At 39.6% G+C, this 20,428-nt stretch carries 19 protein-coding genes; 10 read left to right on the top strand and 9 right to left on the bottom strand.

What is annotated here, in order from left to right; genetic code table 11:
- Positions 1-72 precede the first annotated feature (72 nt).
- From GVX98_RS13580 to gltS, 4 genes are all read left to right on the top strand, one after another.
- Entirely contained in the window at positions 73-1,038 is a 966-nt protein-coding gene (locus GVX98_RS13580; protein WP_159128387.1) for a DUF4062 domain-containing protein, read from the top strand.
- A 39-nt stretch (positions 1,039-1,077) separates the two neighbouring features.
- Positions 1,078-1,293 (top strand): hypothetical protein, encoded by a 216-nt coding sequence (locus tag GVX98_RS13575; protein WP_159128386.1) that lies wholly within the window; start codon positions 1,078-1,080, stop codon positions 1,291-1,293.
- A 414-nt stretch (positions 1,294-1,707) separates the two neighbouring features.
- On the top strand, positions 1,708-3,930 hold the full coding sequence (locus GVX98_RS13570; protein WP_159128385.1) for a TonB-dependent siderophore receptor: 2,223 nt from the start codon (positions 1,708-1,710) through the stop codon (positions 3,928-3,930).
- Between the two features lie 201 nt (positions 3,931-4,131).
- Positions 4,132-5,355, top strand: coding sequence for a sodium/glutamate symporter (gltS, locus tag GVX98_RS13565; RefSeq protein ID WP_159128384.1), 1,224 nt, complete (start codon positions 4,132-4,134; stop codon positions 5,353-5,355).
- 232 nt (positions 5,356-5,587) lie between these two features.
- Here gltS and GVX98_RS13560 read toward each other — a convergent pair whose 3' ends face one another.
- From GVX98_RS13560 to GVX98_RS13550, 3 genes are all read right to left on the bottom strand, one after another.
- Positions 5,588-6,073, bottom strand: coding sequence for an Lrp/AsnC family transcriptional regulator (locus GVX98_RS13560; protein WP_004696532.1), 486 nt, complete (start codon positions 6,071-6,073; stop codon positions 5,588-5,590).
- A gap of 216 nt (positions 6,074-6,289) precedes the next feature.
- The gene (locus tag GVX98_RS13555; protein WP_159128383.1) at positions 6,290-7,654 is read right to left on the bottom strand and encodes an amino acid permease; all 1,365 of its coding nucleotides are present in this window, start codon (positions 7,652-7,654) and stop codon (positions 6,290-6,292) included.
- A 216-nt stretch (positions 7,655-7,870) separates the two neighbouring features.
- Positions 7,871-8,728 carry an alpha/beta fold hydrolase gene (locus GVX98_RS13550; protein ID WP_062033078.1) on the bottom strand — a complete coding sequence of 286 codons (858 nt, stop codon included), beginning with the start codon at positions 8,726-8,728 and terminating at the stop codon, positions 7,871-7,873.
- A gap of 125 nt (positions 8,729-8,853) precedes the next feature.
- On the opposite strand from GVX98_RS13550, the gene GVX98_RS13545 reads away from it, so the two are divergent.
- Entirely contained in the window at positions 8,854-9,312 is a 459-nt protein-coding gene (locus GVX98_RS13545) for a hypothetical protein (protein ID WP_159128382.1), read from the top strand.
- Between the two features lie 67 nt (positions 9,313-9,379).
- On the opposite strand, the gene GVX98_RS13540 is transcribed toward GVX98_RS13545, so the two are convergent.
- A complete protein-coding gene (locus GVX98_RS13540) occupies positions 9,380-9,616 on the bottom strand; it encodes a hypothetical protein (protein ID WP_004696541.1) in 237 nt (78 codons plus the stop codon).
- Between the two features lie 493 nt (positions 9,617-10,109).
- Entirely contained in the window at positions 10,110-11,396 is a 1,287-nt protein-coding gene (gene brnQ / locus GVX98_RS13535) for a branched-chain amino acid transport system II carrier protein (RefSeq protein WP_004981952.1), read from the bottom strand.
- 350 nt (positions 11,397-11,746) lie between these two features.
- Between brnQ and map the strand changes: the two genes are divergently transcribed.
- Positions 11,747-12,541 (top strand): type I methionyl aminopeptidase, encoded by a 795-nt coding sequence (map, locus tag GVX98_RS13530; protein ID WP_114837234.1) that lies wholly within the window; start codon positions 11,747-11,749, stop codon positions 12,539-12,541.
- 302 nt (positions 12,542-12,843) lie between these two features.
- Here map and GVX98_RS13525 read toward each other — a convergent pair whose 3' ends face one another.
- Together GVX98_RS13525 and GVX98_RS13520 are read right to left on the bottom strand one after the other, a co-directional pair.
- The gene (locus GVX98_RS13525) at positions 12,844-13,752 is read right to left on the bottom strand and encodes a LysR family transcriptional regulator (protein WP_004981950.1); all 909 of its coding nucleotides are present in this window, start codon (positions 13,750-13,752) and stop codon (positions 12,844-12,846) included.
- A gap of 102 nt (positions 13,753-13,854) precedes the next feature.
- The gene (locus tag GVX98_RS13520; protein ID WP_004981948.1) at positions 13,855-14,295 is read right to left on the bottom strand and encodes a hypothetical protein; all 441 of its coding nucleotides are present in this window, start codon (positions 14,293-14,295) and stop codon (positions 13,855-13,857) included.
- Between the two features lie 62 nt (positions 14,296-14,357).
- Between GVX98_RS13520 and GVX98_RS13515 the strand changes: the two genes are divergently transcribed.
- Positions 14,358-14,684, top strand: a complete 327-nt coding sequence (locus GVX98_RS13515) for a hypothetical protein (protein WP_159128381.1) — start codon at positions 14,358-14,360, stop codon at positions 14,682-14,684.
- Positions 14,685-14,743: 59 nt separating this feature from the next.
- Here GVX98_RS13515 and glnG read toward each other — a convergent pair whose 3' ends face one another.
- Positions 14,744-16,225, bottom strand: coding sequence for a nitrogen regulation protein NR(I) (glnG, locus tag GVX98_RS13510; RefSeq protein WP_159128380.1), 1,482 nt, complete (start codon positions 16,223-16,225; stop codon positions 14,744-14,746).
- Complete coding sequence (glnL, locus tag GVX98_RS13505; RefSeq protein ID WP_159128379.1) at positions 16,212-17,321, bottom strand: nitrogen regulation protein NR(II); 1,110 nt, start codon at positions 17,319-17,321, stop codon at positions 16,212-16,214. The genes glnG and glnL overlap by 14 nt, the downstream gene beginning before the upstream one ends.
- A 351-nt stretch (positions 17,322-17,672) precedes the next feature.
- Between glnL and rimO the strand changes: the two genes are divergently transcribed.
- The 3 genes from rimO (at position 17,673) to frr (ending at position 20,422) form a co-directional block, all read left to right on the top strand.
- Positions 17,673-19,016 (top strand): 30S ribosomal protein S12 methylthiotransferase RimO, encoded by a 1,344-nt coding sequence (gene rimO / locus GVX98_RS13500; protein WP_004696556.1) that lies wholly within the window; start codon positions 17,673-17,675, stop codon positions 19,014-19,016.
- Positions 19,017-19,059: 43 nt separating this feature from the next.
- Positions 19,060-19,788, top strand: a complete 729-nt coding sequence (gene pyrH, locus GVX98_RS13495) for a UMP kinase (RefSeq protein ID WP_004696558.1) — start codon at positions 19,060-19,062, stop codon at positions 19,786-19,788.
- A gap of 79 nt (positions 19,789-19,867) precedes the next feature.
- Entirely contained in the window at positions 19,868-20,422 is a 555-nt protein-coding gene (gene frr / locus GVX98_RS13490) for a ribosome recycling factor (protein ID WP_004981941.1), read from the top strand.
- Positions 20,423-20,428: the final 6 nt, after the last annotated feature.

Genomic DNA, 20,428 nt, shown 5'->3' with positions numbered 1-20,428 from the left:
TTTTTTGGATTGTTTTTGTAAGTAATTATAATTAAAATGATTTAAATTTATTTTATTGATTTTAAATAAAAAATGGCTAAACCAAGAATTTTTATTAGCTCAACATATTATGATTTAAGAAATATTCGTTCAGATCTTGAACGTTATATCAAAGAAAGAAATTATGATCCAATTTTGAATGAAAAAGGACATATTCCATATTCAAATTTATCTAGATTAGAAGATTATTGCTATAAAGAAATTGATAATTGCGATATTCTAATTTCAATTATTGGTGGAAGGTTTGGTTCCGCGGCATTTGAAAGTGGTGGTTACTCCATTTCTCAGAAAGAATTAAAGATAGCCTTAGAAAAAGGTAAGCAGGTATATATTTTTGTTGAGAAGGCTGTTTTACATGAATATAAAACATACGAACATAATAAAGATAATGAAGAAGTCATAAAGTTGATGAAGTTTTCTGCTGTAAATGATATTGGCATATATAAATTTTTGGATGAAGTATTTGCCCTGCCAATTAATAATCAATATACAGGATTTGAAACATCAAATGATATTATTATGTATCTTCAGGAGCAGTGGGCAAGCCTATTTCAAAGTTTATTAAGTGATGTTTCAAAACAAAAAGATTTTAAGCTTATTGAAGAGCTTAAAGATACAGCTAAAACTTTAAAACAACTCGTCACATACCTCACTAATGAAAAGTCAAAGGGAAATGAGGCAATTAGTGAAATTCTATTCTCGAATCATCCTGTATTTAATGCTATTAAGAAAGCTATAAATACAAACATTAGAGTTTATTTTGCAAATGAAGAAGAATTGAATACACTTTTAAATGCTTTTGGATATCAGTTTGAGTTCTTTACTGGGAATAACGAATTTGAAATTTGGGAGAATAAAGAAGGGAAAAAAATCAAGATCGCGAAAAGTTTATTTTCTGAAGACAAAAAACTAAAACCAATGGATATTAATGAATGGGATAAAGATATGGTGCAAGCTATATTAAAACCAGCTGAAATGGATGATGATTTACCATTTTAGATCATTTAACTAAGTGATTTTTAAAGTCGATATAAACAAATGCCCAAACAATCCCGATTCCTCTGTATTGGTGGTTTCCTTAATGGAACTCAAATCAAAGACCAAGGCGATAGCTTTATCTGTGTAGAAAATAGCAAACAGGTGACCTATCGAAAAATGGAAATTTTCCATCAAGACTCGTGGGATCAAGACTACTATGTGTGTGAAACTACGACAGACCAACAAGCCAAAAACTGGGTGTATGACATCGAGTAAGTCGTCGACAAGACCATGAGTTAAAAATAGACCAAAATATACGTGGTCTTTTTTTTGTTGTCATATTTATAATTATAAAAAAATAGAGCATTATAAATATCGAATGTTTGTTTTTCACTCAGTTTTCTGTGAAAAGAAACGTATATCTACAATACAAATATCTTAAATCTAAATTAAAGATGTATTTGCTAATGATAATTAGTATCACTTGCGTTATTTTTTGTTTATAATTTTTCGAAATGGATTGATATGTAATGACTCAAACCACTGAGATGTTCGAAAAGGATTTTACGAATCTTAGTACTTGTGATGCTACAAAGGTACTTGTTTTACTTAAGCATAGTAGGCACGTGCGCACTTTAAAATTATCAATTCATTGTCTTATTTTTTCTCATTAGCTGTGAATATCCTGATATGTTTATACGTCCTCTGTCTACGCAAAAGCCACTTTATTTGGCGATGCAAATTATTTTCCTGTCTTCAACTGCCATGCTGTCTATGACACATGCAAACACGGTAGAAGAGGAGGAGGCGAATGCAACGTCTCAGCCAAATGCACAGTTGGCGACCATTATTCTTACAGCCCAAGATAAAACAGCAGTCACCGAAAATACAGGCAGCTATACGACGAGTAGCACAAATACCGCAACCAAGTTAAATTTATCACTGCGTGAAACCCCACAAACAGTCAAAGTCTATACCCGTGAATATTTAGATGACCGTAATATCGAATCTTTCCAAGATTTACTCAATAACATTACTGGTGTTTCTACAGTTCGTACTGATGAGCGTCAAAGTGCATTTGCGCGTGGTTTCCAAATTGATTATTACTTAGTAGATGGTTTACCAAGTACGTTAACTTTGGGTGCGGGGGACCCTGACCTCAGTATTTATGACCGTGTCGAAGTGGTAAAAGGCGCGAACGGGTTAATGACAGGTGCAGGTAACCCAGCCATGGGCTTAAACATGATTCGTAAGCATGCCAATGCCAAAGAATTTACAGGTAAGGTAGATGCTTCTGTTGGCTCATGGGATAGTTATTCAAGCTCTGCAGATTTATCTGCACCGCTCAATAGCGATGGGTCATTACGTGGTCGTGTGTTTGTGAAGCATTCTGATGAACATTCGTATATGGATTTTTACTCTAAAGAACGTAATGTTGCATATGGTGCAATTGACTATGACTTAAGTGATAAAACCTCATTATCTTTTGGGGCAACCTACCAAGAATTAAACCGAGATGGCGTGCGTTGGGGTGGTTTACCTGCTTTTTACACTGATGGTTCACGTACTAACTTTGCCCGCTCACTTATAGTTAGTTCGGATTGGACATATTGGGATGTAGCTTCGACAGCATTCTTTGCAAGTGTAAAACAGAATTTATTTAATAACGTTAATTTAAATGTGGCTTATTCTTATCGTCGTGATGACACCGATAGCTTTATTTTCTACACTGCAGGACAAGTTGATAAAGCAACAAATACGATTCCAATTGAAAATGCATCGGTTTACAAAGATCATAAACAAAACGATGAAAGTAATGTCGATGTGTACATTTCGGCGCCTTTTACAGTTGCAGGGCGTAATCAGGAAATTGTGGTAGGTGGTTCATGGAATAAAGCGGAACTTAAGAAAAATACCTATGGTCAAACTTTTGTACAGGGTAATCCAGCAAAAACAAAGCAAAACCTAATTGACTTATTAGGTCAAGATGTTATTGATTTTAATAACATGAATACCCATTTGGTGGGTACTTTAGAAATGGATAAGACCAATCCTTTGAATGAAACCACGCAAACTTCTGGTTATATTTCAGGGAAATTCCATATTCTTGATCCATTGAAAGCAGTTGCTGGCTTACGCGTATCGAGTTGGGAATATGAGTCCGAAAATGGTGCAGGTAATCGTAAATTTGAAAATGAGTTAACGCCATATGCAGGTATTATTTTTGACTTTGCTAAAGACTATTCATGGTATGCAAGCTATACCAGTATTTTTAAACCGCAGAGCAGAAAAGAACAATCAGGTGATTATTTAGACCCGATTGAAGGTAAAAGTTACGAGACAGGTTTTAAAGGCGAGCTGTTTGATGGCCGTTTGAATGCTGGATTGGCAATATTCCGTATTGAACAAGATAATGCTGCGGCGCTTTTACTTAATGAAAAAGGTGAAAATATTAAAGTAGATGGCTTAGCTGAAAATGCTTATTACGGTACTGATGGTGTTGTGAGTAAAGGGGTTGAGTTGAATGTTGATGGTGAAATCAATGATAACTGGGGTGTGAGCTTTGGTGTGGCTAATTTTGATGCTGAAGATGCCGAAGGAAATGATTACAACACGACCAGTTCACGGAACACAGCAGATCTATTTGTAAAATATAAAAATGAAGCATGGTATGCAGGTGCAGGTGTAAATTACCTAAGCAAAATTTATACAGGTACTGGTGCAACTCGTATCGACCGCGGTGATTTATATCTTGCCAATGCAATGCTCGGTTATAAGTTTGATAAAAACTTTAGTACGCAAGTTAACGTGAATAATATCTTCGACAAAAAATATTATGAAGGCATTGGTACGAGTGCAATGGCGTGGGGTGCTCCGCGTAATGCAACACTTAGCTTTAATTATAAATTCTAATTTTAAAGTAACGCTGCTATAAAAATAAAAAGACCCAATGGGGTCTTTTTATTTTACGATGATGAATTCCTATAATACCGAGCTTAGTTTTAAAACATCATGTAATCTATAGCATAGAAATTGTACATTGAGAAACTTTAGCCTGTTCACCACTGACTTATCTGTTTTAGAATTAATGCAATAAGCATCATTGGATATCTCATGAATTATCAATTCGATGCATTTATGACCATTGTTGCAGCAGTTGCTGTGCTATTGGTCGGTTATGTATTTGTGAATAAAGTCAGTATTTTAAAAAAATATAACATTCCCGAACCTGTTGCGGGTGGGTTGGTTGCAGCTGTTATCACTTATATCTTATTTAAAAGTTCAAACATAACTGTCAACTTTGATACCAATATTCAGCAAATTTTTATGCTGATGTTCTTCACCTCTGTGGGGTTAAGTGCAAGCTTAGTTAAGCTCAAAGAAGGTGGGAAGTCGCTGCTTGTATTTTTGGTCTGCGTTATTGTATTTGTCCTGCTGCAAAATGTGGTTGGTATTAGTCTTGCCAAAGTTTTAGGTCTAGACCCGCTGATTGGTTTAATTACCGGTTCGGTCACACTCACAGGTGGTCATGGGACAGCAGGTGCATGGGGCACGATATTTGAACAAGAACATGGTGTGCATGGTGCGATTGTGCTGGGTATGGCAAGTGCAACATTTGGTTTAATCATTGGTGGGGTAATAGGCGGACCTATCGCTAAATTTCTGATACGTCGCTACCAGTTGGCTGAAGAAATTCCAGCTGCAACAGGGCGTAATGAAGCGCCACCTTCAGCACAAACGGCTCCATTTGAATTTCCTGAAAAAACGCGTCTGATTACGGCAGATGATGCGGTCAAAACTATGGGGATGTTTGCAATTTGCATCAGCTTTGCATACTTCATGACAGCGGCGGCTAAAGGGCAGTGGTTTGAGCTACCAAGTTTTGTTTGGGCGCTAATGTGTGGTGTGGTTTTACGTAATATTTTAGAGCATGGTTTGAAAGTTCAGGTCTTTGACCGCTGTATCGATGTATTTGGCAATGCTTCACTGGCACTGTTTTTAGCCATGGCGTTGATGTCCTTACAGCTTTGGTTGTTGGCAGATTTGGCTGGTCCACTGGTGATTATCCTGATTGTTCAAACACTGTTCTTAGCACTTTATTTGTACTTTGTGACTTTTCGTGTGATGGGTAAGAACTACGATGCTGCGGTACTTTGTGCAGGCCAATGTGGCGTCAACTTAGGCGCGACACCGACAGCAATTGCCAATATTCAAGCGGTAACCAATACTTACGGACCATCCCATAAAGCCTTTTTGATCATTCCGCTGACGGGCGCATTCTTTGTCGATATTGTGAATGCTTTTGTGATTCAGCTTTCAATTGGTATTTTGGGTTAATATTTTTAGGGATGATATCGTTAATAAAAAAGCACCTTGGGGTGCTTTTTTATTGGCTAGCATTTTGTATTTGAATAATTTGCACTATCTAAAATATCAGTATTTTAAAACGTATAGACATTAAAAAGCCCCATGGTTAGGGGCTAGTCGTATGCACATCTAAGGCACATACTGTAAGAGGCTCATCTCATACTGCGTGTATTAAACCACATTTACACAATATTTGCAGCAATCACTCAATCATAATGAGGTCGGATTTATTTTCGAGCTTCAAAGGGCGTAAGGCAAAAATGGAGCGTGTATGTCGTACACCTTTCATTGAGTATAAATTTTTACGCAAAAAGCGTTCATAGTGTTCCGCATTTTTCACTGCGACTTTGAGTAAGTAGTCGTAATCGCCAGTTACTAAATGCGCTTCAACCACTTCAGGCATGTAAGCCAGTGCCTCACTAAATTGTTCTAAGATTTCATCATCATGGCGTTCAAGCGTAATTTCAATAAAAAACAGCTCATTAATCCCAATGGCTTTTGAATTAATCTTTGCTGTATAGCCTTCAATGATGTTGAGATTTTCTAGGCGTTTTACACGTGTCCAGCAAGGAGAAGAGGACAGCCCAACTTTCTCCGCCAACTGGGTAACGGTCAGACGGCCATCTTGGCGAAGTTCAGACAAAATACGGCGGTCAATTTTATCTAAAACGTAGTGAGCGTCATTCATAACGTATTCCTGCGTATAATTTTCTTTATAAACTATTTTATGTGAAAATATTTCTCAATAAATACTCAAAATAAGCAAATAAAAGAGAAACACTCTGCATTGGTCATGACTACAATAAAGTGATTCAATCAAAGTCATTTGGGAAATTGGCTTTGATTTGCAAACAGCGTCTTTAAAGGGAAGGGTGCCTTTTAACGGCGCTGTTTGCTGACTTATTTATTGTATTTTTTGCGTTTTTGATCTTTGTTTAAACCAATAAGTTAGGGTTAAGCAGCCAATCCAAAGTGGAATCAGCATCACTGCAATTCGCATATCAGGTGTGAGCCACATCACCACTAAAATACCAAGCATAAATGCAATACAGATATAGTTGCTAATAGGGTAAAACAAAGTTGGAAACAAGGTTGATTTTTTCAATGCCAGCATACGTTGCTTGAATTTTAAATGGGTCAACGCCAACATCATCCAGTTAATCACAATGGCTGAAACTACAAGACTCATCAGTAGTTTAAAGGCTTTTTCTGGAAAGATATAATTCAAGACGACACACAGTAAGGTCACCAATGCAGAGCATAAAATGGCTGCATAAGGGATGCCACGTTGGTTAATTTTCTTTAAAAACTGTGGGGCATTACCTTGTTCTGCCAGACCTAGCAGCATACGACTCGTGCCATAGCTGGTACCGTTATACACCGATATGGCTGCGGTTAAGACCACAAAATTCAGCACAGTTGCCACGCCTTGACTACCTAATGAGTCAAAAATCAAAACAAAAGGACTACCGCCTTCTGCGATTTGATTCCATGGAAACAATGAGAGCAGAACGATGATCGTAAGCACGTAAAACAGCAACACACGATAGACAATTTGATTGACTGCTTTAGGGATAGTTGTGGTCGGATTTTTGGTTTCCGCAGCAGCAATACCAACGAGTTCAATCCCGCCAAAGGAAAACATAATGATGGCCATCGCCATGATTAAGCCAGAAATCCCATTGGGAAAGAAACCACCTAAAGCCCAGAGGTTGGAAATAGAGGCATGTGCACCACCGTGACCACTTGCCAGTAACCAAGCGCCATATCCAATCATGCCAATGATCGCGAGAATTTTAATCATGGAGAATAAAAATTCTGTTTCACCAAAGACTTTGACATGCAGCAGGTTGATGGCATTGATCAGTGCAAAGAAACCAAGCGCTGAGATCCATGTGGGAATTTCAGGCCACCAATATTGGACATAGAGACCGATGGCACTGAGTTCCGCCATGCAGACCAAGACATTGAGCACCCAATAGTTCCAGCCCGACATAAAGCCGGCAAAAGGGCTCCAAAACTTGTAGGCAAAATAACTAAAAGAGCCACTCACTGGTTCTTCAACCACCATTTCACCCAACTGGCGCATCATGAAAAATGCAATTAAGCCTGCCAGTGCGTAGCCTAAAATAACGGAAGGACCAGCCAGTTTAATGGTTTGAGAAATGCCTAAAAATAGGCCTGTACCAATAGAGCCGCCTAAAGCAATCAGCTGAATATGGCGGTTGCTCAGCCCATGCTTAAGCTGGGGTTGCTGTTGTGCAGACATGATTCATCCATCTCTAGCACATGCGATAGACATCACATGAACTATGACTTAATAAAAATTCGTGGTGGAAATATAATATTTATTTATCGATTAATGAAATTAAATTTATCAATAGCGTTGGTTTTTATCTGAAAGTTACAATTTTGCGGTGAAAATAAAGCCAGTCAAGCAAGTGCTGCTTGAACTGGCGATAGGCTTGGCTTGATATGTGCCTCTTTAAGATGAAAGCTGTGCTGCAATTTCAGGCCATATGTTTTGATGGGAACGCTTAAACATCGCCATATGACCAATGGCTTTGTGGCCATAAGCCTGTGGTTTGAGTTCAATTTGATCTGTTTGTGCATTTGGGTAAAGGCTGAGTAAGCCTTTGACATTCAGTTGCGTAGCAATTTCATCATCCGATGCCCAAATGGCTGTGATTGGACAGCGAATATCACGGTGGAAGTCATCTTGTACTGTTTTGCCTAAGGCATTGATTACATAACCTGGTTTGCTGCAAAACTGTGCCCAATCACGTGCCACATCTTTGGGTAGGTTTTCGCCCATGCCAATGGCATTGGTCGGTCCATAACCTAAGGTATAACGTGCAATAGGAAAGATCAGTTTAAACATCACAGGAGCCAGAAGTTTAGTACGACCTTTCAAATCTTTTACGTGACCTGTTGATCCTGCAACAGCAACAACTTTTGCGACTTTTTCATAGTTTGGGTTAATACCTAAAAGTTGCCCACCTGCACTATGACCGAGCAAAATCACTTGTGTCGCTTGGGTCTTATTCAATAACACCTCAATTGCCGCTGGGATATCCAATTGCCCCCATTGCACGATGCTGGCTTTCGACTTTTTAAGTGGTTCATGCAGAGACTCACCAATGCCGCGAAAATCAAAAACCAAAACGGCATAGCCTTGTTCGGCAAGCCATGATGCAAAATGGTGGTAAAACTGTTGGGTAATACCTGTGGCAGGGCAGATTAAAACAGGTAAGGCTTGTTGTGTACCTTGGGCTGCATAAAAGCGTCCACTGAGTGAATAATGGTCAGAGCAGGTGATGGCTAAAGTTTCGTAATTTTGCATAATAGGTTTAAGCATTTTAATTTGCTTCTACTCTACCTAAGTTCCAAAAGGAAACTTATCTAATCTATGACTTTGAAGTCAAGTAGATCTGTATAGAATAGGGTGAAAATAAAAAAGGAAAACACATGCAGCTTGTTGAATTAGATATGTCGGTAAAATTTGCACTTTTGTTTAGTGGGATTTTTCTGTTTGTTGGAATGCTGACAGGGGTATGGAAATATGCACAAATTCGCCATTCACCACAGTTTCGCGCGCACTATTATGTTGATATCGCACACCGCAGCAGTTTGCTATATGCACCTGCAAGTTTAATTATTGCGGTAATGGCCGCAATTTCAGTCTGGCCTGAACCTGTGAATATGCTGTTTGTGGGAATTAATTTATTCTTTTTTAGCTTTTCGATACTGAGCTATATTGTGCATGGGCTATTGCAAGACACCAATAACCAGTTCCGTAGTCCGCATGTTTTAGGTAAATGGACTTTACCCAAATCAATTATGCTGATGGTAATGATGGCATTGGTTGTGGGGGAAATTGTAGCGACGTTGGGTTTGTTGTGGGGAATGTTTTTAGGTTTATTTTAAGTTGTTCTTATAGCTTTTTAATTTTTATACTTTTACAAAGGTGGATGACTAATCATCCACCTGTTTGCTAGTCAATTGACTGTGTGGCCTTTCGGAATTTTTGATCGACGACTGCCCATAAATAAAAGGCAAATGATACGACGATAGCGTAAGCAAAATATTCAGCTTTAAGGTTACCTTGAATTAAGCCATGCATGATCATAATGACCATTAGGGCAATGGTGGTACTTAAATACGTCACCATATTCTTGTTTGCCTTCAGAGCGTTAATGAAGACTTGCTTGTTGAAATGTAATGATAACATCTCCATCCCTCCTTGAGTTTTTGACTAAAAACCAATGTGTTTAGTCGGATTAGTTCTTAATGTTGTACTGCTAAAACTTGCGTTGATCAAGAGCAAAAACAACTATTTTTCAGAGAAATTATGCTATACCAATCAGAAAATATGTATGTAGCATTTTTTTAGTGAATAAATAGTATTTCGTTACGGTATAAGATGACAAATAAATGATGTATGTAAGCTTATACATAGATTGTATAAAGCAATATTGATGCCATGAATCGCTTGCTAGGACAGGCTTTAAAGAATTTTTTATTTTCTAATATTAAATTTATAAGAGATATGAAGGTGTTGATATACGACTTTAGCGGTGTATATGAAATGTGTCAGTATGTACAAAAACTGATGTAGAAAGAAATGAAACAATATGTGTCCATTTGGATAAAATGTGACAAATATTGATCATGCTTAAAATCAGGTTTGGGTAAAACCAGATTTTAACAACATCAGTTTTTGCTTACTTTTTCACTTTGTCGATTACAACAGCAATTACAAAAACCACCAATGATGGGATAAGCCATGCAAGGTTTTGTTCTGCAAGAGGTAAGTGAGTCAGCGCATAAGGCAGTTCAAAGTTCGCAACTTTTAAACCGTCTAGAAGACCAAAGACCAAAGACACTGCTGTAACAGGTGCAATCACTCGGCGAGGATGATTAAAGAATTTCCAGCCAAAGCTCAGCATAATCACCACAATTGCAGGTGGATAAATTGCACTTAAAACAGGCACAGAAAAGGCGATAAGTTTGGTTAAACCTAAGTTTGAAATAATGAAAGAGAAACCAATCAGAATGAAGACCCAAACTTTATAGCCAATTTTAGTGATTGAACTGAAATATTCAGCACATGCACAGGTCAGGCCAATCGCAGTGACCATACAAGCAATAAAAATCATGGCAGAAAGGAAGATAGAACCTAAGTCACCAAATGCATGTTGAACATATGCATGCAGGATCACTGCACCATTGCTCGCATTTGCTGCGACTTCATGGCTTCCAAGGCCAAGTTTAAATAAGCTGAGGTAAACCACAGTTAAACCAATACCAGAAATGATACTCGCAATAACTGCATAACGCGTAATCAGTTTAGGGTTGCTGACACCGCGTGAACGAATGGCTTGAATAATCACAATACCAAAAACTAAAGCACCTAAAGTGTCCATGGTTAAGTAACCATTTACAAAACCTTCAGAAACAGGGCTGTCGACATAATTATTGATGGCCGGCGGAACGAAACCAGTTGGAATCATCATCGCCGCAATGCCAAGGATGGCCAAAGATAAAATCTTCAGTGGCGAGAGTACATAACCAACCGTGTCTAAAATCTTGTTTGGATACAGTGAAATGAGGGTGACTACACTAAAGTAGATTGCACTGTAGATCAGCAAGCTGCTGCTTGATGTTCCAAGATAAGATGAAAAACCAATTTCATAAGAAACGGTTGCAGTACGAGGTGTCGCAAAGAGTGGCCCGACAGTTAGGTAACACGTAATGGTTAAAATGAGGCTGGCTATTTTACCCAAAGGTGAACTTAAAATTTGAATCGAACCTTCGACACGTGACAGCGCAATAATGGTGATTACAGGTAAGCCCACAGCAGTGATTAAGAAACCAAAAGCTGCTAGCCATACATGCTCACCCGCTTGTTGAGCCACAATCGGTGGAAAGATAATGTTGCCCGCACCAATGAAGAGTGCGAAAGTCATAAAACCCAAAGCAACAATATCCCGAGTACGCAGACTTGTCATAAAAGGGAGATCGAGTTGAACAAAGGGGACGATTTTAGTGCATATGTGTTTTTTTGGCTAATTTATTTCATGGGTAGTATTAAATTTTTTTATAAGATGAAAAGTGAATATATCAACTTGTAAAAAATAGGTTGATATATGTGATTGATTATCCATTTTAAAATAGAAAAATTATAAATATGAAAAGCTTGAGACACTGTTTTTCCTAAATTAAAAGTTGTAGTGCAAATGCTTTAAAATTACACAAATTTTTTAAAGGCTGGTGTTTGGAGGCTATCCTAAGATTTAAGTTTGAACAAAAATATTGAGAAAAGGTCTATACTTGCGACTTCATAATTGAGGATATTTCAATGCGTGGCTTAAATGTGAGCATAAAAACTGAACAAGATGTAGAAAAACTTCGTATATCTGGTCGTTTGGCTGCCGAAGTTTTAGCGATGATTGGTGAACATGTAAAGCCGGGTGTTACGACTGAATATCTGGATGATATTTGTCATGACTTCATTGTAAATACCTTAAAAGTGACGCCTGCCAATATTGGTTATCATGGCTATACCAAAACCACTTGTATTTCTCCAAATGAAGTGGTCTGTCACGGTATTCCATCGCCGAATGTTGTACTCAAAGATGGCGATATTATTAATATTGATGTGGCAATTATTAAAGATGGCTACTTTGGTGATACCAGTCGTATGTACTATGTAGGTACAGTGAAACCAGAAGCCAAAAAGCTAGTCGATACGACTTATGAGGCGATGGTTGCAGGTATTCATGCTGTGAAGCAAGGTGCAACGCTTGGTGATATTGGTTATGCCATTCAAACAGTTGCGCACCGTGAAGGTTATAGTGTGGTACGCGAGTATTGTGGTCATGGTATCGGCAAGGTTTATCACGAACAGCCAAGCGTATTGCACTATGGTCAACCAGGTAAGGGGATGCAGCTTAAAGCGGGCATGGTGTTCACGATTGAACCGATGATTAATATGGGCAAAGCGCATGTCAAAGAACTTAAGGATGGTTGGACAGTCGTGACTGCAGATAAGTCTTTAACTGCGCAGTGGGAGCATATGGTACTCGTGACTGAAACAGGTTTTGAGTTACTATCACCTTGGCCTGAAGGTACGGGCACTTATCCAGAAATTTAAGTTGATGTTTTGTAGGTGGTTAAATTTTAGACTTTGGTCTAGCTTTGTGGTCTAAAAGCTAAATTAAGTCTTAAAAGCAATCACTGATATTTCTGAACCCCTTTATTTATCGGGTTTTTGATTTTATATGATTAAAACTTATACATGCAAGCTATTGGTCTAGACTTCATTTTGTCACTAAAATTGTTTCCAAGATACTCGCTGTAGTTTCTTATTTTGAAAGTTTATGAGCTTATCCACCTCGGTTAAGCTCTTTTTTTTGCCTCATGGATTGGCTCAATGTCATTGAGCATGTGTAGAGTTTAAAGTGATTTATTTGAGCTAAGGTGTTCAATTAAATAGTCAATAAACACGCGGACAGCAGGCAATAAACCACGACGTGAAGGATACACCGCATGAAAAATACCGTGTGGTGCTTTCCAGTCGGGTAGGACACGAACCAGCTCACCACTTTTCACCATATCTTGTACGATGCTGTCTGGAAGTAAGGCAATGCCGCAGTTCTTACGGACCAGTTGAGCCAACATACTCAAATCAGAGCCCATCACTACAGGATTGACGCGTATTTTCTTTTGTTGCTGCGCATCATTATGCACGATGATATGTTGATCTAAATGCTCATCAACCATACTCAGTATATGATGTTGGCTTAAATCTTCGGGTTGTTTCAGTTCGCCAAATTCATTTAAGTAGGCTTGGCTGGCAAATAAATGCTGCTCGATATTTTCAAATTTACGAATTACCAAACTTGGATCATCGTCTAGATTGGAGCGGACGCGAAGGGCAATATCAAAACCTTCGTTGATAATATCCACACGGCGATTGGTTACCATCATTTGCACTTTAATTTCGGGATAGGTTTTTAAGAAACTTGGTAAAATGCGTGCAATTTCGTTTTGTGCAATCGATACTGGCAGGCTGAGTTTAATGACGCCACGCGGTTGTAAACTGAGATGATCGACCAAATCGTGTGCGGCTTGTGCAGCATTCATCATCACTTGCGCATGACGGTAAATATTCATACCAATATCGGTCACTGCGAAATGGCGAGAGCTGCGTTGAATTAGGCGTACACCCAAGCGCTCTTCGAGGTTATACACGCGTCGACTGAGCTTGGATTTAGGAATATCTGTTGCGCGTTCAGCTGCGCTAAAACCACCATGTTCAACCACTTGAGCAAAACAATAAAAATCATCTAAATCGCTTAACATTCACGATGTCCATTTGTGCAACGATAGGCTTAATTAAAAAGTGATCGTTGCAGTTTGTCAATTTTGAAATTGTAGAGATTTAATTGAAAATACTCAGCTATTTTAAGGGTTTCGCTGAGTTTTCGCTTGTTTGAGTATTTCAAGCACCACTTTATATTCTTCAAGTCGTGCAAAGTCGTCTGCTGTTGGATTGTTTATGCGCGTAAGGTTCATATTATCGAGTACATCAACATATTTCACTTGGGTTGCAAGAGGGTTTAATACAGTGCGCTTAGCCGCTTCCAAACGTGATTCACCTGTTTGTTTGGTCAGTGCTTGTATGGATTGAATGATCTCGGCACTAAAGCCAAGCGCTTTTAAGTCTTCAGCAGTCGTTGAGGTGTCTTCCAAAATGTCATGCAATATAGCAATGATTTGTAGGGTGGGATTGGAAAATTGCAACATGAGACGCAGTGGATGCAGGATGTAAGGTTGTCCGCCCTTATCGAGTTGCCCTGCATGTTGGGTTGCAGCCAGTGCAATGGCTTTTTCTAAAGTCGACATGATTATTCTAGGTACTTTATCCTATGCTAAACTTCGCAGCATCTTTGTTTAAAAACTAAATTATGACTTATCAATTGATCCCACTAGACTGTGAAGCGACAGATCCTGTAGCGTGTCCACACTGCCAACAACAGGTAATTGATTGGTCTCAGGAACAATACGTTCAGCCTTGTGAACATACCTTATTTATTGCGATGGACATTGGTTTCGAATATATCACAGATGAATTTGAAGCGACCATGCAGCGCAGTGTTGATGATCTCCATGCACATGATGATCAAGTGATTATGTTTAAAGAGTTAACTCAAGCCAATTACCCAAAATTTATCATGTTAAAAGCACCTCTTGGTGTTGAAGGCTATTCACGCTATTTGGGCTTTACGGCTTAAAAAATAAAAGCGCCATTGCGGCGCTTTTATTTTGAGTTGGCTGTGATTTTGAATCTGCTTTAGTTTTCTAAAGCTTCTTCTTCACTTTCATCATCTGCGGTATCCATACCCAGTTCTTTGAGTTTACGCGTAAGGGTGTTGCGCCCCCAACCGAGCAACTCAGCTGCATGACGTTTACGGCCACGGGTTTGTTGCAGCGCAGCAATGATCAATGTACGTTCGAACATTGGGGTGGCGATATCGAGAATTTTCATCTCGCCATTTTTTAGTTTCTGCACAGCCCATTGACCCAATAACTCGTCCCAATGGTGGACTGCAATCCGATCTAAGTTCTGCGCAACTTGTGCATCTTCACCTGAGCGGGTAATTGGAATTTGCTTCAGCTCTGACGGTAAGTCTTCAGGATAAACTTCACGCCCTGTAATCATGACCGTTAACCAGCGGCAGGTGTTCTCAAGTTGACGTACGTTTCCTTGCCAAGGCAGCTGTTGCATATATTCTTGCGTTTCAGGGCGAAGGATTTTAGGGCTTACACCTAATTCTTTGCCTGCGCGTGCCAAGAAGTGCTGCGCTAACATTGGGATGTCTTCGCTACGATGCGCCAGTTTTGGAATGTGAATGCGAATTACGTTCAGACGGTGGTATAAGTCTTCACGGAAGCGACCATCATGTACCAATTTTTCTAAGTCTTGGTGCGTTGCCGCGACAATACGTACATCTACTTTTACTGGGATATGCCCACCGACACGGTAAAACTCGCCATCAGCTAGAACACGCAGTAAACGCGTTTGTGTTTCAAAAGGCATATCGCCAATTTCATCTAAAAACAGCGTTCCACCATTGGCCTGTTCAAAGCGACCTTGGCGCTGGGTATTGGCGCCAGTAAATGCACCTTTCTCATGACCAAAAAGCTCTGTTTCAATCAGGTCTTTTGGAATCGCGGCCATGTTGAGTGCAATAAAAGGTTTGCTGCTCCGTGGTGAGTGGCGGTGTAAAGCATGCGCAACTAACTCTTTACCTGTACCAGATTCACCATTAATTAACACTGTAATGTGTGATTGAGACAAACGACCAATCGCGCGGAAGACTTCCTGCATAGCAGGAGACTCGCCAATGATTTCGGTCGATTGAATCGGTTGTACCGTTTTTGCCGACTCTTGCTGCTGCATTTTGGTAATGTGCAAAATCGCACGATTCACTAAGGCTAATGCTTCATCAATGTCAAAAGGCTTGGGTAAATACTCAAATGCGCCTGTTTGATAACTTGAAACAGCAGACTCTAGGTCAGAGTGAGCCGTCATAATAATGACAGGTAGATCAGGATAGTTGGCTTTAACTTTCGCTAAAAAAGTTAAGCCATCTATGCCGGGCATACGAATATCCGTCAAGATAACATCGGGTGCATCTAAACTGAGCTGGTCTAAAGCGGATTGAGCTTCTTCAAAACTTGTGACGTCGAAACCTTCTTCTTTGAATGTTTTTTCTAGCACCCAGCGCATGGCGCGATCGTCATCAATTACCCATATTTTATTTCGCGACATGGTTTAACTCCCAAGGTATATATAAGCTAAAAGTTGTTTTTCCGGGAATAGATTGGCATTCAATCATTCCGTTATGTTGATGCATAATATTTTGCGCAATACTTAAACCCAGTCCTGTGCCTTTAGCACGACCCGTGACCAGTGGGTAAAACACGGATTCTAAAATTTCTTCTGGAACGCCCGGACCATTGTCTTCGATATCAATCCGCACCACGGAGCGTTGCAGTACACCATTGATGGTCACTAAACGTTGAATACGGGTGCGTAACATTAGTTCAGGTTGGTGGTCGACAAAGAACTCTTTATTTTCAGTCATGGCTTGCACAGCATTGACGCTAATGTTCAACATGACTTGTATCAGTTGATCACGATCGGCCATGACTTCAGGTAATGACAAATCATAATCACGGGTGATCTTAATTTTCTTTTTGGTTTGGTTGGTAATGAGTGAGCGAACGCGCTCTAAAGGCTCATGTACATTGACCAATTCATAACTTGGGAGCTGACGAGAACCAAGCATGGTATCTGCTAAATTACGTAAGCGATCGACTTCACTAATAATAATGTCGGTGAACTCGCTATATTGCGGATCATTGAGGCTACGCGCTAACAGTTGTGTAGCACCACGAATCCCGCCCAACGGATTTTTAATTTCATGTGCAACACCACGAATCAGTTGGCGTGCGACCTGATGTTGTTGTAAAAAATTTTCTTCCTTTGAAATTTTGAGCATCCGATCAATCGGATTGATCTCAATTAAAAGCAAAGGATGATAGGGTTTATTTGAATTTAGCTGTGACACGGTATAGTCAACATGAATATCTTTAAAGTTGACCTTAATGATGGCTTCACGGCGGGTGTAGTGTTGTCCCGAGTTTAAAGTATTGAGAAGTGCTTCTTCTGTATTGAATTCATCATTGGGTGCATGGAGTAAATTAAGCGCAGGTTGGCCAGAGGCACGTAAAAGACTGATATCAAATAATGCTTCGCAAGAGGAATTTAAGTAAAAAATATTTAATTTACTGTCGACCAATAAAATCGCAGTGGTCAAATTGTCCACTAAAAGGCGATAGTCGATAGAAATAGGGTGATCCATTAGCGAATGTATCCTGTATTAAAATAGCGCAATGGCATCTTGATAAAGCATTAACCGTTCCAAATAGCGGACTGAATTGATGCAAATAAAGCAAAATGCACGCCAACTTTGATTTTGTATGGTGAAATGAGCACACTTTTTTTGCGGAATGCGCTGTAAATGAACGATTAGCTAAAGATATAGCGGATTCTAAAAATCAAGTAAACCAAAAGTGACTTAAAATGGTGCATTATGTTAATTCTACTACAGTGTTGGTTTTATTTTGGTGCATTAAACAAAGAGTGTGGAATCGATCTGTTTTTATAAACAGAAAAGACATACAATACGCGCATTCTAGTGGAGCGCAGATTCATGAAATCCCCCAAAGTCGGTTTTGTTTCTTTAGGTTGTCCTAAGGCATTGGTTGATTCCGAACGAATTTTAACTCAGTTGAAGACTGAAGGTTATGATGTAGCATCAGATTATGATGGTGCGGATTTAGTTGTTGTAAATACCTGTGGTTTTATTGAATCTGCAGTGCAAGAGTCTTTAGATGCCATTGGCGAAGCCATGAGTGCGAACGGTCGTGTAATCGTTACGGGCTGCCTAGGTAAAGACGAAGACAAAATTCGCCAAATGCACCCAAATGTCTTAAAAGTGACAGGGGCAGCTGCATATCAAGAAGTGATGGAAGCCGTGCACCAATACGTGCCTGAGCCACCAAAACACAACCCATTTATTGACCTTGTTCCAGAACAAGGGATTCGTTTAACGCCGAAGCATTATGCGTACTTAAAAATCTCAGAAGGGTGCAACCATCGTTGTACCTTCTGCATTATTCCAAGTATGCGTGGTGACTTAGTGTCTCGCCCAGTCGGTTCTGTTTTAGAAGAAGCGGCTGCGCTTAAACGTGCCGGTGTAAAAGAAGTACTCGTTATCTCCCAAGATACTTCTGCTTACGGCCTCGATACTAAATACAAATTAGATTTTTGGAATGGTCAACCTGTTAAGACGAAGTTCTATGACATGTGTGAGGCCTTAGGTCAACTCGGTATTTGGGTGCGTTTGCACTATGTATATCCATATCCGCATGTGGATGCAGTGATTGACTTGATGGCACAAGGCAAAATTTTGCCTTATTTGGATATTCCATTCCAACATGCAAGTCCAAAAGTTCTAAAACTGATGAAACGACCTGCGCATAGTGAAAATACACTTGAGCGTTTAAAGCTGTGGCGTGAAAAATGTCCTGACTTAGTAATTCGTTCAACCTTCGTTGTGGGTTTCCCTGGTGAAACTGAAGAAGATTTTGAAATCTTGCTTGAGTGGTTAAAAGAAGCACAACTTGATCGCGTAGGCTGCTTTACCTATTCACCTGTTGAAGGTGCGACAGCAAACGACTTGCCAGATCACGTGCCAGAAGAGATTAAGCAACAGCGTTATGAGCGCTTTATGGAAGTGCAACAGGCGATTTCTGCTGCAAAACTTCAAAAGCGTGTTGGTCAGAAAATGACGGTGCTGGTCGATGAGCTGGATGAAGAATTCCCAGTTGCGATTGCACGTTCATACGCAGATGCTCCTGAAATTGATGGCAATGTCTTTGTGGAAGATATTGATAAAAGCCAGATTAAATCAGGCGATTTGTTAGAAGTCGAAATTACCGATGCAGATGAATATGATCTGTATGCACAATTGATTTCGATTAAATCGAATTAAGACACAAATAAAATTTTAAAATTTAGATATTGGAGTTATTGCGATGTTGGATTCTAAAAAACCACGTTTTGAACGCATCTTACTGAAACTTTCTGGCGAAGCATTGGCTGGAAATAAAGATATGGGTATTGACGCTCAAGTACTTGATCAAATGTCTTTGGCTATTGCGCACTTAGTAGGTTTGGGTGTGCAAGTCGGGATCGTTGTGGGTGGTGGTAACTTATATCGCGGTAGTCAATTACAAAAAGATGGTTTGGTTGGTCGTGTAACCGGTGACCAAATGGGTATGCTTGCAACCGTGATGAATGGCTTGGCATTACGTGATGCTTTGGTACGCCGTAATATCAAAACTCGTTTGATGTCAGCATTGCCAATTGGTGCTGTGGTTGAATCATACTCAAGCCGTGATGCGATTCGTCATCTAACACAAGGTGAAGTTTGTGTGTTTGTCGCAGGTACAGGTAACCCGTTCTTTACCACAGATACAGCAGCATGCTTACGTGGTATCGAGATTGAAGCCAACCTGATCCTAAAAGCAACGAAAGTTGATGGTGTCTACAACAAAGACCCAAGCAAATATGATGATGCCGTTAAATATGACACCTTAACTTTTGACCAAGTGTTAGATGAGAAATTGGGTGTGATGGATTTAACCGCGATTTGCTTGTGTCGTGACCATAATGTGCCGCTTCAAGTCTTTGACATGAATAAAGCAGGTTCATTGCTTTCAGTGGTTATGGGCGAAAAAGAGGGTACTCACGTAACGAACTAATGTACGTGACCTCGAAAGCTCTTTATACTACACGCTATTTTAGAATTTATATCTTTTCGAATTAAGTAAGGAAGATCACATGATTAACGATCTTAAAAAAGACGCAGAAGACCGTATGAACAAGTCACTTGACTCGTTAGAACACGGTTTTGCCAAGGTTCGTACAGGACGCGCGCATCCATCTATCTTAAACGGGGTAATGGTTCCTTACTATGGCTCAGATGTGCCATTAAACCAAGTGGCAAACGTGGGTGTTGAAGACTCGCGTACATTGTTGATTCAGCCATTTGAGCGCACCATGGTTGCGGCAATTGATAAAGCGATTCGTGAATCAGATTTGGGTTTAAACCCGATTACGGCTGATGCGATTCGTGTTCCAATGGCTGCACTGACGGAAGAAACACGTCGTGACATGCAAAAAGTTGCGCGTAACGAAGCTGAAAATGCAAAAGTTGCAGTACGTAATATTCGCCGTGATGTACTGGGCGACATCAAAGCATTGTTGAAAGAAAAAGAAATTTCTGAAGATGATGAACGTCGTGCATCTGATGATATTCAAAAAATCACAGATAAGTTTGTTGCTGAAATCGACAAACGTCTTGCGAATAAAGAAGCTGAGTTGTTGAAGGTCTAACTTGTA

Origin of the sequence: Acinetobacter sp. 8I-beige (assembly GCF_902505955.1) — a bacterium.
GTDB lineage: Bacteria > Pseudomonadota > Gammaproteobacteria > Pseudomonadales > Moraxellaceae > Acinetobacter > Acinetobacter johnsonii.
This window is presented reverse-complemented; position numbering and strand designations above follow the sequence as displayed.

Excerpts from the sequence above, each read along its gene's own strand:
- GVX98_RS13580 (WP_159128387.1), top strand. The coding sequence starts at position 73 with ATGGCTAAACCAAGAATTTTTATTAGCTCAACATATTATGATTTAAGA.
- GVX98_RS13575 (WP_159128386.1), top strand. The coding sequence starts at position 1,078 with ATGCCCAAACAATCCCGATTCCTCTGTATTGGTGGTTTCCTTAATGGA.
- GVX98_RS13570 (WP_159128385.1), top strand. The coding sequence starts at position 1,708 with ATGTTTATACGTCCTCTGTCTACGCAAAAGCCACTTTATTTGGCGATG.
- gltS (WP_159128384.1), top strand. The coding sequence starts at position 4,132 with ATGAATTATCAATTCGATGCATTTATGACCATTGTTGCAGCAGTTGCT.
- GVX98_RS13560 (WP_004696532.1), bottom strand. The coding sequence starts at position 6,073 with ATGAATGACGCTCACTACGTTTTAGATAAAATTGACCGCCGTATTTTG.
- GVX98_RS13555 (WP_159128383.1), bottom strand. The coding sequence starts at position 7,654 with ATGTCTGCACAACAGCAACCCCAGCTTAAGCATGGGCTGAGCAACCGC.
- GVX98_RS13550 (WP_062033078.1), bottom strand. The coding sequence starts at position 8,728 with ATGCAAAATTACGAAACTTTAGCCATCACCTGCTCTGACCATTATTCA.
- GVX98_RS13545 (WP_159128382.1), top strand. The coding sequence starts at position 8,854 with ATGCAGCTTGTTGAATTAGATATGTCGGTAAAATTTGCACTTTTGTTT.
- GVX98_RS13540 (WP_004696541.1), bottom strand. The coding sequence starts at position 9,616 with ATGTTATCATTACATTTCAACAAGCAAGTCTTCATTAACGCTCTGAAG.
- brnQ (WP_004981952.1), bottom strand. The coding sequence starts at position 11,396 with ATGACAAGTCTGCGTACTCGGGATATTGTTGCTTTGGGTTTTATGACT.
- map (WP_114837234.1), top strand. The coding sequence starts at position 11,747 with ATGCGTGGCTTAAATGTGAGCATAAAAACTGAACAAGATGTAGAAAAA.
- GVX98_RS13525 (WP_004981950.1), bottom strand. The coding sequence starts at position 13,752 with ATGTTAAGCGATTTAGATGATTTTTATTGTTTTGCTCAAGTGGTTGAA.
- GVX98_RS13520 (WP_004981948.1), bottom strand. The coding sequence starts at position 14,295 with ATGTCGACTTTAGAAAAAGCCATTGCACTGGCTGCAACCCAACATGCA.
- GVX98_RS13515 (WP_159128381.1), top strand. The coding sequence starts at position 14,358 with ATGACTTATCAATTGATCCCACTAGACTGTGAAGCGACAGATCCTGTA.
- glnG (WP_159128380.1), bottom strand. The coding sequence starts at position 16,225 with ATGTCGCGAAATAAAATATGGGTAATTGATGACGATCGCGCCATGCGC.
- glnL (WP_159128379.1), bottom strand. The coding sequence starts at position 17,321 with ATGGATCACCCTATTTCTATCGACTATCGCCTTTTAGTGGACAATTTG.
- rimO (WP_004696556.1), top strand. The coding sequence starts at position 17,673 with ATGAAATCCCCCAAAGTCGGTTTTGTTTCTTTAGGTTGTCCTAAGGCA.
- pyrH (WP_004696558.1), top strand. The coding sequence starts at position 19,060 with ATGTTGGATTCTAAAAAACCACGTTTTGAACGCATCTTACTGAAACTT.
- frr (WP_004981941.1), top strand. The coding sequence starts at position 19,868 with ATGATTAACGATCTTAAAAAAGACGCAGAAGACCGTATGAACAAGTCA.